The sequence below is a fragment of the Flavobacterium branchiicola genome (genome assembly GCF_018383905.1).
GTDB lineage: Bacteria > Bacteroidota > Bacteroidia > Flavobacteriales > Flavobacteriaceae > Flavobacterium > Flavobacterium branchiicola.
The window spans coordinates 783,106-796,532 of the sequence record NZ_JAGYWA010000001.1 but is presented as its reverse complement, the minus strand read 5'-3'; the positions used below and the strand labels follow the sequence as shown (position 1 = coordinate 796,532).

The following is a 13,427-nucleotide window of genomic DNA, read 5'->3' as shown; positions in this document are numbered from 1 at the left end:
TAGAACAACATCTATAATTGTAGAATTAAACGATAACTATGAAAAACCTTTTTTTACTATTGTTTTGCGGATTAGTGTTTTTGGGATGCAAAAGCAAACCCATTAATCAAAAGATTGATCATAAAAAAGAAGGTGTCTGGATGGATGATTACACTCAGGACGGAACAAATTATAAATCGTATGAATATTACAAAAACGATCAGCCGGTTAAGAAATGGAAATCTTATATTAACGGTAAAATTTACAAAACCGAAAAATACAAAAACGGAATTTGTATTGTAAAAAGTTATTACGAAAACGGAAAATTAGAATCAAAAGGCAAAACAAAATTAGAAACCAATTCGGTTGAAACACATTGGTTTTATTTTGGAGAATGGAAATTCTATTCGGATAAAGGAAAGCTTAAAAACATTAAAAACTACGACAAAGGAGAATTAATCTCAGAACAAAAAATAAAGTAAACCACTAACTTTAAATCTATGAAAAAACTATTTGCCTTCTTTTTTATTCTAATGAATTTATGTCTTTCGCACGCTCAGACTTATAAAGAATGGGTTCATAAAGCAGATTCCTGTTATACGGCAGAAAATTATAAAATGTCTGTTGATTATTATGAAAAAGCTTTTAAAATAGAAAAGAAATCAGCAACAGATTTATACAATGCAGGCTGTTCTGCATCTATGGCAAAAGAAAATAAAAAAGCATTTAAATGGCTAAATCTAGCCATTGATAATGGTTACGAAAATATTGCTCACATTCAGATTGATGGTGATTTAAAAAGGCTGCATTCAGAAAAAAATTGGACAAAAACCATTGAAAAACTTCAGAAGAAATTAGCGATTCTTGGAGCAAATTACGATAAAGTACTCGAAAAAGAACTTGCATTGATTTATACCGATGATCAGGAAATTCGTGGAGAATTTATGAATGTTTATAAAACTCAAAACCCGGATAAAAAGAAAATGGACAGTATTGGTAAAATTATGGGAAGGAAAGATAGTATTAACCTTATTAAGGTTATGAAAATTCTGGACGAAAAAGGTTGGGTTGGAAAAAATGTTGTGGGGACACAGGGAAATCAAACGCTGTTTTTGGTTATTCAGCATTCTGATTTAAAATACCAGCAAAAGTATTTGCCGATGATGAGGGAGGCAGTTAAGAATGGTAATGCAAGTGCAGCAAATCTGGCTTATCTGGAAGACAGAGTAGCTTTGAGAGAAGGGAAAAAACAAATTTATGGAAGTCAGTCTTCAAAGAATAAAAAGACGAATAAAATTTGTATAGCGCCAATGATAGATCCGGATAATGTAGATAAAAGGCGCGCAGAAGTAGGACTTGGAACTATGGCAGATTATGCTGCAAAAATGAATATTGAATGGAATTTGGAGGCCTATAAAAAAGAATTAGCCGAATCGGAAAAACTTGAAAACAGTAAAAAATGACACAATTAACAAACGCAGAAGAACAATTAATGGAGCATTTATGGAAGCTTGAAAAAGCATTCATGAAAGATTTGCTCGAAGCGTATCCGGAACCAAAACCGGCAACAACAACTGTCGCAACTTTATTGAAAAGAATGATCGATAAGAAGTTTGTAGCGTACAACGAATTCGGAAATTCCAGAGAATATTATCCGCTGGTTAAAAAGACGACTTATTTTTCTAAACATGTAAATGGTCTGATTAGTAATTTCTTTAATAATTCGGCCTCGCAGTTTGCTTCTTTCTTTACAACCGAAACTGATTTATCTACTTCGGAACTGGAAGAACTCAAAAAAATCATTGATTCACAAATTCAAAAAAAGAAAAAATGATAGACTATATTTTAAAATCGGGAATTCTCCTTTTTGTATTTTTTGCTGTTTATAAATTGTGGCTGGAAAGTGAAAAAATGTTTCGTTTTAATAGAGCATATTTATTAGGAAGCATCGTTTTTAGTTTGATTATTCCGTTGCAATTATTTTCAGTCAGAACACTTTTTTCAGATCAGATTAATGTGATTCAATTAGACGGAATTGTCATCAGAACCAATAAAATAGTTTTAGACAAAATAGATTACAATGAAATAATTCTCAATTTTTTAGTTGGAATTTATAGTGTTGTTGCAGTAATTCTACTCTTTCGTTTTGTATTGAATTTGCGTGCTTTTTATAAAAAGATGAACAATAATAAAGTTGAAATTATTGCAGATCAAAAAGTGGTTTTGGTAAAAGAAGCTATTTTGCCGCATTCATTCTGGAACGCCATTTTTATAAACGAAAAAGAGTTTGAAAACGGAGAAATTCCATCGGAATTAATTGCGCATGAAAAAGCACATTTAATGCAAAAACATACGCTGGACATTCTTTTTGTTGAGGTTTTGCAAATTTTATTCTGGTTTAATCCGCTTATAATTTTGTATAAAAAAGCCGTAAAACTAAATCATGAATTTTTAGCAGATGAAGCTGTAAACAGGCAATTTGAATCGGTGTCAACTTATCAGAAATTATTATTGAGTATCGCATCAAATACCAATAATGTTGCCTTAGCGAGTACGATTAATTATCAAATAACTAAAAAACGTTTTCTTATGATGAGTAAAAAAGAATCTCCGGCAAAAGAGATATTTAAAGTATTTACAGTTGGTTTAATTTGTAGCGTGTTATTGTTTGTTTTTAGCTCAGAAATGACAGCTCAGGAAGTCGTTAAAACGGAAACTTCCGCTGATAGTAGTGTTCATAAAGTTGGAGAATTAAATGTAAAACAACCTGATTTTCCGGGTGGAATTATTGAGTTTTATAAATTCGTGGGACAAAATTTCAGAATTCCGGATGAAGCTTCAAAAAATAAAGTTGAAACAAAAATCGCAATGGAGTTTATGGTCGAAAAAGACGGAAGTCTTTCTGAAATAAAAATCGTAAAAGACGCCGGATACGGAATAGGAGAGGAAGCGATCAGAGTTTTAAAACTTTCGCCAAAATGGATTCCCGGCAGTAAAGATGGACAACCAGTTAGGATTTTGTATAGTTTGCCTATTACGATTCAGTCGGAAAAATAGGTTTTTTTAAGGTTCAAAGGGACAAAGGAACAGAGGGACATAGGCTCAAGGGGTCAAAGGCTCAAAGGTTCAAAATTTTAGCTTTAGCTAAAGCCGAATTCAAATCCTTTGTCCCTTTGTCCCTTTGAACCTTTGTCCCTTTTAAAAAAAAATATCCGCTTCTAAATTTTAGAAGCGGATAAAATAAACTAAAAAAAAATTCTAAAACAAGAACAATCCGGGGTCAGAACAAATCCGGATTATACCCAAAGTAAGGCATGGTTTGCTCATTAAAAATGACACCATACTCTTCTAATTCTTTTAATATTGGTTCATAAACTTCTTTCTTTATAGGAAGCTGAACGCCTGGAGTTGTAATCTTTCCGTTTAAAATCAACAATGTTGCCATTGCCACCGGAAGACCAACTGTTTTTGCCATTGCTGTATACGTCTGATCATCGCCAATGCAAACCATTTTAGAATCGATTTGCTTTTTTTCGCCTTTCAGTTCGTATCCAAATTTGTGATACATCACAATCATATCTTTGTCGTCTGGTTCTAAAGCCCAGCTATCGGTTAAAATCTTTTCCAGAATTTGCGCCGGAGTAGCATTAGGTAAATTCACTTTTTTATCCGGGTTAAATAAATCCAGTTCCAAAAGTTTATCCCACATAATATCATCCTGATCAATTTTTAGAATTAATCGTGTTTTAATTTCAACAGAATCTGTTGGATGATAAGGTAAAAACGAATTCATGAATTGGCGATAGCTCATGTTTTCAGAATCTTCGATAACGTAGCTGTCATCTGTCATACCCAATTGTACAAACATATTCCATGCTTTCGAGAAACCAACTCTTCTTATAGTTCCTCTGTATAAAGTCAGGATATCATCTAGTCCGTAAATGGATCTGTATTTAAGAGAATCGCGGTTAGAATAGGCTTCAAATTTTCCGTAATCTTCTACTTCAAGAAATTCGGTTCTACGAAATAAAGCACTATACGGAATGTATTTATAAGTGCCTTCCTGAATAAATTTGGCCGCACCGCCCTGACCTGCCAAAACTACATTTCGCGGCGCCCAGGTAAACTTGTAATTCCATAAATTATTATCAGATTCCGGAGCAACTAAACCACCGCAAAAAGATTCAAAAAGCAGCATTTTGCCACCTTGCGATCTAATTTCATCAATAACTTTCATGGCACTCATATGATCAATTCCCGGATCAAGACCAATCTCGTTCATGAATATCAGGTTATTCTTTTTTGCTTCTTCATTTAAAGCCTGCATCGCATCACTTATATAAGAAGCGGTTACCAGATGTTTTTTGAAATGAAGACAGTCTTTGGCGATTTCGATATGTAAATGTGCCGGAAGCATCGAAATAACAATGGAAGCTTTTTCGATTGCCAGACGTCTTTCTTCAGTATTAAAAATATCTAAAGCAATTGGCGTGGCATTGGGATGATTCTGCGTTTTCTTTTCGGCCAAAGCCAAAGATAAATCGGCTACAATAAGATGTAGGTTTTCGCTTTCTGATTTAGAAAGTAAATACCGTATTAAAGAAGATGCCGATCTGCCAGCTCCAATTATTAAAACGCTTCTCATAATTTAAATATTTAACACAAACATATTAAAATGTTATAAATATAACAATTAAAATTACATAAAATTAAATTATTTTTTTCGGAATAGCTTAAAAATAAGGGAATTTTGAAGTAAATAATTTGAAAATCGAAAGGGTTTTTACATCAGATTGAAGTATTTTTGTGTCAAATTTCAAAAGATATAAATCATGAAAAGAACAATCGTATTAACGGGAACCTTTATCGGAATGTTGGCAATTATTTTAGGCGCTTTTGGTGCTCATTTATTAAAACGATATCTTTCTGTTGATGAGTTAAATACTTTTGAAGTTGGGGTTCGATACCAAATGTACCACGCACTTTTTTTATTGTTTCTTTCAACAAGAAAAGATCTTGCCGAAAAAACCGTAAAAACAATCTATAACTTAGTTGTTGCAGGGGTTGTTCTTTTTAGCGGATCAATTTATTTATTAGCTACAAAAAGTCTTACATTATTTGATTTTAAAATTATCGTATTCGCAACTCCTCTGGGCGGATTCTTATTAATTATTGGTTGGGCAGTATTATTTCTTTCTATTTTGAGGAAAAAATCATAAAATGCCGAAAAAAAAATTCTGTATAAAAATTAATCTTTAATTTTGTCTCATAAATAACATATAGTCTTGTTTATGTGAATTAGTCTTGTTTTTTACTTTATTGAGGAAAAAATATAACAAATTCATTTTTAAGATTATAAGAAAACAAAATAGTAGGGCATATTTTTTTGTTTTGTTGAATTAAAAGATAAAATTTTACTTTTTTGATATTAATAAAAGTGAAATTGAAATATTTTTTAAGGATAAACAATAAAATCATAATTTTGCCTTTTATTAAATATCACACACAACTAAAAATTTATGGACACTAACACACTTTTCTCGCAATCGATTTCGTTAAAAGACTTAGGAATTGAAAATGCAAAGGTTCGCTACCAATTATCAGCAGATGAATTGCATGCGATTACTGTGCAGTCTGGTCAAGGTGTTGAGGCCTCTACAGGTGCTTTGGCAATTAATACAGGCGAATTTACAGGACGTTCTCCTCAGGATCGTTTTATTGTAAGAGACAGCATTACAGAAGACAAGGTTTGGTGGGGAAATGTAAATATCCCTTTTGCACCTGAAGCTTTTGAAAAATTATACAATAAGGTAACAGCATTTTTATCCAACAAAGAAGTTTTTGTTCGTGATTCTTATGTTTGTTCTGATGCAAATTACAGATTAAATGTACGTGTTGTTACAGAAACGGCGTGGTCAAACTTGTTTTGCTACAATATGTTCTTAAGACCGGAAGATGCTGAATTGGCCAACTTTACTCCGGAATGGACTGTAGTTTGTGCTCCAAACTTTATGGCAGATCCTGCTGTAGATGGAACACGTCAGTCTAATTTTGCGATTTTGGATTTTACTAAAAAAGTAGCATTAATTGGTGGAACAGGGTATACAGGAGAAATGAAAAAAGGAATTTTCTCTGCTCTTAACTTTATCTTACCGGTTTTCAAAAACACGCTTCCAATGCATTGCAGCGCCAATGTTGGAAAAGGTGGAGATACAGCTATTTTCTTTGGTTTATCTGGAACAGGAAAAACAACTTTATCTGCAGATCCGGAACGTAAATTAATTGGAGATGATGAACACGGATGGACAAGCGAAAATACTGTTTTCAATTTTGAAGGCGGATGTTATGCAAAAGTAATCAACTTGTCTGAAGAGAATGAACCGGACATTTTTAGAGCAATCAAAAAAGGAGCGCTTTTAGAAAATGTAGTTTTCAAAGCCGGAACAAACGAAGTAGATTATGATGATGTTTCTATCACTCAAAATACACGTGTAAGTTACCCAATAACTCATATTGATAATATTCAGCCGGGTTCTATTGGTCACAATCCAAAAAATATATTTTTCTTAACGGCAGATTCTTTCGGAATTTTGCCTCCAATTTCAAGATTAACTCCAGGTCAGGCGGCTTACCACTTTATTTCTGGATATACAGCAAAAGTTGCAGGAACAGAAGCAGGAGTAACAGAACCACAACCGAATTTCTCGGCTTGTTTTGGAGCACCATTTATGCCTTTGCATCCAACAAAATATGCTGAAATGTTAAGCAAAAAAATGAAAGATGCCGATGTAAAAGTTTGGTTAATCAATACAGGATGGACTGGTGGTGCATACGGAACAGGAAGCCGTATGAAACTAAAATACACTCGTGCCATGATTACTGCAGCATTAAACGGAGAACTGGATAATGTAGAGTACGTTAATCATAAAGTGTTTGGAATTGCACAACCGCAATCTTGCCCGAACGTGCCGGAAGAAATCTTAAATCCTAGAAATACTTGGGATGATAAAGAAACATACGATAAAAAAGCGTTAGAATTAGCTGGAAAATTCAAAGCTAATTTTGCCAAATTTGAAGAGTTTGCCAATGCTGAGATTTTAGCTGGTGCACCGATTACAGAATAAGGGGCAATTACTAATTCAAAATTAAAAAAGCTGTTCAATTTGAACAGCTTTTTTTGTTTGGTTTTCAGTCGCAAAAAAAAAATAAATAGAACACTGACGCCGCGACTGAAAACCTCAAAAAAAAAAATTACTTTTTAGCTTCGTCTATGCGTTTTTGAATTAAATCCCAGGCATAGTAATGAAAAGTCATTCCGTTGCTCATCGCTACAAAAAGCCCATTTTTATAATCTCCTCCTAAATTTAGGCTTGTAACATCTGCACCATCACATTCTACTGTAGAAGTTGGAACTTCAGCCAATAAAGGATAACTGTTTGGATTTCCTTTTGCACCTTCTCTTGGGTAAACCATAAAAGAATTTGCCTGTTGATTCGAAACTAGAATATATCCTGTAGAATCCGTTTTTTTGTAAATAGCAATTCCTTCATTATCAGCTTTAAAATCTTTTTGTCCAAAAAGAGCTAATTCTTTATTATCGTTTAAAGCTGGATCCGCTTTATATTTTCTGATTCCGAATTGTTCGTCACAATACAAAACAGTTCCTAATTCATTATCAACCGCAATCGCCTCAATTTCTTTTTTGCCACTGTAAGCTCCAAATTTGCGAACTACTTTTGCAACCGCATTTTTACCAGAACCCGAAAGTTCATATTGCCATAAATAACTTCCTGACGGACCTGATTTTCTTCCTACGATAGCAAAAATCTTCTTGTCGCTTGGGCGTGTGTACAATGCAATTCCCATCGGGTCGCGTAAATCTTCACCTTCAAAAACCGGAATCCCGCCATTATCAATAGCTTTTAAATCAGGTAAACTAAAAATTCTTATTTTATTGGTTTCGCGTTCTGTAGTTACTGCGATATCTGTTTTTTTCCCGTCTATAACTAATCCGTAAGCGATATCAACATTATTCGGACGTTTTAGAACTTCAGATTTTGCTATAATTTTTCCCTTTAAATCAAAAGCATACAAGCCACCATCGGTGTCTTTATCAGTTCCCACAATAATACTTTTTGAAGCATCAGTTGGATGAATCCAAATAGAAGGATCATCAGTATCGTGTGGCAAAGCTTCCGTAACCGTTGTTGGTTTTACAGCATTTGCTGCAACTGGCGCTAATTTATCATCCTTACAAGCGGTGAAGGAAAGGCTTAAAAGTAAAAAAGCTATTAAAGATTTATTTTTCATTGTGTTATCTATATTTTAATGCAATTAGACAGAGCGCTAAACACTGCCTAATTTAAGAATTTTTGAAAATTGTATTTTACAAGTCCAGTTTCAATCCGAAATTATAACGTGCCTGGTAATATTCAGCTTGTTTTGTATGCGCTTCAACACCTTGATAATAACGTAAAGGCTGATTGGTTAAGTTATTCGCTTCTGCAAAAAGACGCAATTTTGGTGTGATTTTATAAGAAGCATTTGCATCTAAGAAAAATTGCTTGTCATAATAACTGTCTTTGTAAGATTCAGAACCTAATTCATCTAAATAATCTGAAGTAAAGTTGGTTGAAACCCTTGCAGAAAAACGTTTGTTTTCCCAAGATAATGAACCATTAAACATGTGTGGAGTTGTTCCCGGAAGACTGATATCGTTTCTTTCATTTCCATCTTCATCAGCAATACCTTTTGCTTTCGATTTTGTGTAAGTATAGTTTAAATAGATGCCAAAACCTTTAAGGAATTTTCCTGGCAAGAAATCTAACTGACGTTGAAAAGCTACCTCAAAACCGTAAACATCTACCGTGTCACCATTTCTTGATTGTAAGAAGGACCAGTTTTCTCCCGCAGGAATTGGATTTACCTGATTAGGAAAATCGGCTGCAAATTTCGCATCAGTATATTGATTGTCGCTGTAGTTGTAAATGAAATCATGTAATTTTTTGTAGAAAACACCTCCGGAAATCAAACCAACAGATTTGAAATAATTCTCGGCCATGAAATCATAATTGTATGAGTATGTTGCATCAAGATCCGGGTTTCCGGCTGTAATTTCTTTATCGGCAGCAATATTGTTTACATAAGGAGCCAATGCATAATAATTTGGTCTTGCCAAAGCTGTTGTTGCAGCTGCCCTTAAAACTAAATCTTTTGTCGCATTATATTGAAAAGAGATACTTGGCAATAAATTCGTGTACGAGTTTTTCGTATTGATCTGGCTTTCTAATTCTTCTTCATCCAAAACACGATTTCCGGTATAATCAATATGAGTATTCTCCATACGGAAACCTAAAACCATTGAAAGTTTATCGTTAAAATCCTGATCCCATCTTACATAAGCAGCATAAATACTCTCTTTTGCATTGTAGTTTACTGCTAAGAATTCTGCCGGGTCTGATTCTTTGTCAAATAATGCAGGATTGTTTAAGTCTAAACTTCCTAAGAATGCAGCCGAAGCAAATGTTCCCGGTACATATTTACTTCCCGGATTAAAGTTTTTCCCATCGTAATAACTAGTTGGAACTTCAGATAATAATTCCATTGCATCATTAAGAGGTTCGTAAGAATAGAATGAATTGTTTCTTTCTTTTTCTTTTAAACGAAGTCTAAGACCTGTTCTTAATCTTCCTTTTTCTCCAGCAATTACAGAGAAAGGAAAACGGATATTTACTTTTGCTCCAAATTCACTTTCACTTGTATCATCCGTATTTTCTGTAACCGAATCAAATTTGAATTTGTCTAAAGATTCTCCGCTTGTTGTAACCAAAGGAAATCTCAAATCAGATAAATCTTCAACTATATCTAAACCTTTTTGACGGTATTCGATATAACGTTCTCCCGGACGATATTCTCTTGCTTTTGCATAATTTGCTGACCAGTCAAGATCCAGTTTGGAACTGATTAAATGTTCTCCACGAATAGAATAATTCTGAACACGCTGATCTTCTAATCTTCTGTTTTTGTTTCTGTTGTTGTCAACTCCACCTTTTGTCTGACGTTTTACACGACCTTCAAAACCGGTGATTTCTTCGCCATTGTAAATTGGTTCAATATCATCATAAGTAGTTCTGAAACGGTTTTCTCTATCGTCTCTCCAGTTATAAATGGCATTAGCAAAAATGGTATTGTTTTCGTCAAATTTATAATCTAAAGCAATAGAACCACTACGACGAATACGTTGTACATCATACTTTCTAATTTCTGAAGCTTGTAAATATTCGTTTCCGAAATCATCTTTTACCCATTCGTTTTCAATGTTATCAGATCCGTAATCTACATTATTATATGATCCGCTGAAAACTGCTCCAAGTTTATTGTCGAAAAAACGATTTCCATACACTAAACCAGCAGTATAAGAGGCATGTTCGCGAATTGGCAAATAACCTCCGGCAAGTGTTGCAGATATTCTTTCGCCATTTGGAGTTGCTCTTGTAATTAAGTTTACAGAACCTCCAATCGCATCAGCATCCATATCTGAGGTAAGTGTTTTGTTTACTTCGATAGTCGAAATCATATCAGACGGAATCAAATCCATTTGAACATTTCTGTTATCTCCTTCAGCTGATGGAATACGGTCACCATTTAAAGTAACAGAGTTCAAAGAAGGAGCCAAACCTCTAATAATAATGTTACGCGCTTCACCCTGATCATTCTGCATAGTAATTCCCGGAACACGTTTTAAGGCATCTCCAACATTAGCATCAGGAAAACGTCCAACTTGGTCAGATGAAATAACGTTCCCAATATTTTTGTTGTTTTTTTGCTGATTCAGCGCTTTGGCCTGACCTTTTAAGATGTCTCCAACAACTACTTCATTTAACTCAGTTCCCGAAGTTTTAAGCGCAAAATCGATTATGTTGTTTTTACCTTGCTCCACAGTTATATCTTGTGTAATGGCAGTATATCCAATATATTTTACAGTTACTTTATAAGTTCCTGTATTGATGTTTAATAATTCAAAACGGCCATTATAATCTGAAACCGTGTATTTGTTTTCGCCAACGATTTGAATCATCGCCCCAGGCAAAGGAAGTTTATCGTCAATATCTAATACTTTTCCTGAAATTATTGCTTTTTGAGCATAACCGGAAAAGGCCAATAGCATAAATGTTACTAATAAATAAATTTTTTTCATGGTGTGTAGTTTGATTTGGTGCGAAACTAGAACCTTTATGTTATTAAAGGAGTTGAAAAAAATTAACATAACGTTATGATTAGCCGGATAAAAAGCAGAGTTATTAATGTTAAAGTAACATTTATTAAACCTAAATAATCTAGACTCAAATAAAAACAAATCAACTATTTGCCTGATAATTAATTTTTTGGCGCTAAATTTGCCGTATCAATCAATCAAAAATCATCAATCATGTTAAAACAATTTTTTATCCTATGTTCGGGAGCAGACAGCGATCTCCTCGAAGGTTGTTCAGAAGGTGAACAAACCAAATATGTTGGTATAGGCGCCACCGTTTTCTTTACCGCAGTTATGGCTTTTCTGGCCAGTGCTTATGCGCTTTTTACCGTTTTCGACTCTATTTATCCGGCTTTAATTTTCGGGTTTGTTTGGAGTTTATTGATTTTTAATCTGGATCGTTTTATCGTTTCTACCATTAAGAAAAGAGATCGTTTCATGGACGAATTTCTACAAGCTACTCCGCGTATTGTACTGGCAATCATTATTGCTATTGTAATTTCAAAACCGTTGGAAATTAAAATCTTTGAAAAAGAAATTAATACTGTTTTATTGAAAGAGAAAAACGAAATGGAATTAGCCAACAAAAAGCAAGTTGGGAATTATTTCAAATCTGATTTAGATAAAAACAAGGCGGATATTGCAACATTAAAAGCAGATATTGTAAAGAAAGAAAAAGAAGTAGATGCTTTATATTCTACATATATAACAGAAGCAGAAGGAACTGCCGGAACCAAAAAACTAGGAAAAGGTCCGGTTTATAAGGAAAAACGTGAAAAACACGATGCATCTTTAAAAGAGCTTGAAGCTTTGAAAATAACAAACGAAGCTAAAATTGCTGAAAAAGAAAAAACAGGCAAACAATTAGAGGCCGATTTAGATAAAAAAGTTTCACAAACTCAGCCCATTATTGAAGGTTTCGATGGTTTGATGGCGCGCATCAATGCGTTGAATAAATTGCCTTGGCTTCCGTCATTTTTCATAATGTTGCTGTTTTTAGCCATTGAAACTTCGCCTATTATTGCCAAATTACTGGCTCCAAAAGGAGAATTTGATTTCAAACAGGAAGAAGCCGAAACAGCGATGAAAGCGACTTTATTACAAAATAAATATCAACGCGAATTATTAGTTAAAACCAGTGCCACAATGCATGATAAAGTATATGCTGATATTGCCGAAGATAGAGGACTATACGATTTACAGCGAAAAAATGCAAAAGAACTATTGGAACTGCAATCACATAAATTTGTAGAAAAGCAGAAAGCGACTTTGTAAGTCTTAAAGTCGAAAGTCCAAAGTCGAAAGTCTGAAAGTCTAAAAGTTGGAAGTAGAGACTTAAAAAGTAAAGCCAGAAATAGAAAAATACTATTCTGGCTTTTATAATTTACAAAGAGGAAAAAACTTTAAGACTTTCGACTTTTGACTTTAAGACTAAAAAATTACATGTAACTTAATATCTCTTTTTTATAAGCATCATATTCTCCTTGCATGATTAAACCATTATCAAGAAGTTTTTTGTAATTCTGTAATTTATCAAAAAGTTCCTCTTTAGATAAATCACTTAATTTACGATCTCCCGTTGGAGCCTGAGGCTGAATTGGTTCGAAAGTTTCAGTGTAAACTGGAGCAGCTGGCAAAATTTCAGCAAAGCTGGTTACTTCTTCTGCTTCCACTTCTTCAATTTCGTCTTCTGCTTCATCTTCGTATACAGCTTCTTCAATTATGGCAGCTTCCTGAACCGGTGCTCCTGCAGTAACTGGATTTTTCAATAAATCCATTTGCTCTTTAGCATAAGTATAAATCTTTCTGGCCTGAATTTTCGGAATGTAGTCAATAGAAACAGCTAAATCTGTTTTTGTACCAAATGAAAACTCAGAACCTAAAATGTTTTCTTTTACAAAAGTACTTGCAATATCATCCCAGGTATAATCTGTGAAGTCCATAGAAAGACCAAGATTTTTAGGTTTGCAAATGATAATTCTTTTATTAGTTAAAACTATACTGTCAGGAAAAACAGTTATTGCAGGTTTTTTTTGTACTGCTATATATCCAACTTCTTCGCCTTTCATCAATAAATCGGTGAGTTTTGAAGTGATTTTTTCAATCGCTTTTGGATCTTGTTCTTCGTTCAGAAATTTTTTAAATTGTTCTTTCATTTTTTTTAAGTTGCTAAGTTACTGTTCCGAAACCTCGG

Annotated in this window: 11 protein-coding genes; 7 read left to right on the top strand and 4 right to left on the bottom strand. The window is 33.8% G+C overall.

Going from position 1 to position 13,427, the window contains the following annotated elements; translation table 11 throughout:
* The first annotated feature begins 38 nt into the window (after positions 1-38).
* From KHA98_RS03365 to KHA98_RS03350, 4 genes are read left to right on the top strand one after another with little or no spacing between them, the layout of a single operon-like run.
* Positions 39-461 carry a toxin-antitoxin system YwqK family antitoxin gene (locus KHA98_RS03365; protein WP_213255270.1) on the top strand — a complete coding sequence of 141 codons (423 nt, stop codon included), beginning with the start codon at positions 39-41 and terminating at the stop codon, positions 459-461.
* A gap of 18 nt (positions 462-479) precedes the next feature.
* Complete coding sequence (locus KHA98_RS03360) at positions 480-1,442, top strand: DUF6624 domain-containing protein (RefSeq protein WP_213255267.1); 963 nt, start codon at positions 480-482, stop codon at positions 1,440-1,442.
* Positions 1,439-1,813, top strand: coding sequence for a BlaI/MecI/CopY family transcriptional regulator (locus tag KHA98_RS03355; RefSeq protein ID WP_213255265.1), 375 nt, complete (start codon positions 1,439-1,441; stop codon positions 1,811-1,813). The genes KHA98_RS03360 and KHA98_RS03355 overlap by 4 nt, the downstream gene beginning before the upstream one ends.
* Entirely contained in the window at positions 1,810-3,036 is a 1,227-nt protein-coding gene (locus KHA98_RS03350) for a M56 family metallopeptidase (RefSeq protein WP_246522130.1), read from the top strand. The genes KHA98_RS03355 and KHA98_RS03350 overlap by 4 nt, the downstream gene beginning before the upstream one ends.
* A 223-nt stretch (positions 3,037-3,259) precedes the next feature.
* Here KHA98_RS03350 and KHA98_RS03345 read toward each other — a convergent pair whose 3' ends face one another.
* Entirely contained in the window at positions 3,260-4,624 is a 1,365-nt protein-coding gene (locus KHA98_RS03345; RefSeq protein ID WP_213255263.1) for a saccharopine dehydrogenase family protein, read from the bottom strand.
* 187 nt (positions 4,625-4,811) lie between these two features.
* Between KHA98_RS03345 and KHA98_RS03340 the strand changes: the two genes are divergently transcribed.
* Both KHA98_RS03340 and pckA read left to right on the top strand, forming a co-directional pair.
* On the top strand, positions 4,812-5,198 hold the full coding sequence (locus KHA98_RS03340; RefSeq protein ID WP_213255261.1) for a DUF423 domain-containing protein: 387 nt from the start codon (positions 4,812-4,814) through the stop codon (positions 5,196-5,198).
* Between the two features lie 300 nt (positions 5,199-5,498).
* Positions 5,499-7,103: a phosphoenolpyruvate carboxykinase (ATP) gene (gene pckA, locus KHA98_RS03335; RefSeq protein WP_213255259.1), complete on the top strand. Its 1,605-nt coding sequence runs from the start codon at positions 5,499-5,501 to the stop codon at positions 7,101-7,103.
* 127 nt (positions 7,104-7,230) lie between these two features.
* Here the strand turns inward: pckA and KHA98_RS03330 are convergent, their stop codons facing one another.
* Both KHA98_RS03330 and KHA98_RS03325 read right to left on the bottom strand, forming a co-directional pair.
* The gene (locus KHA98_RS03330) at positions 7,231-8,289 is read right to left on the bottom strand and encodes a phytase (protein ID WP_213255257.1); all 1,059 of its coding nucleotides are present in this window, start codon (positions 8,287-8,289) and stop codon (positions 7,231-7,233) included.
* Between the two features lie 76 nt (positions 8,290-8,365).
* Entirely contained in the window at positions 8,366-11,176 is a 2,811-nt protein-coding gene (locus tag KHA98_RS03325; protein WP_213255255.1) for a TonB-dependent receptor, read from the bottom strand.
* Positions 11,177-11,407: 231 nt separating this feature from the next.
* Between KHA98_RS03325 and KHA98_RS03320 the strand changes: the two genes are divergently transcribed.
* On the top strand, positions 11,408-12,508 hold the full coding sequence (locus tag KHA98_RS03320) for a DUF4407 domain-containing protein (protein WP_213255252.1): 1,101 nt from the start codon (positions 11,408-11,410) through the stop codon (positions 12,506-12,508).
* 164 nt (positions 12,509-12,672) lie between these two features.
* On the opposite strand, the gene KHA98_RS03315 is transcribed toward KHA98_RS03320, so the two are convergent.
* Positions 12,673-13,389 carry a PH domain-containing protein gene (locus KHA98_RS03315; protein WP_213255249.1) on the bottom strand — a complete coding sequence of 239 codons (717 nt, stop codon included), beginning with the start codon at positions 13,387-13,389 and terminating at the stop codon, positions 12,673-12,675.
* Positions 13,390-13,427: the final 38 nt, after the last annotated feature.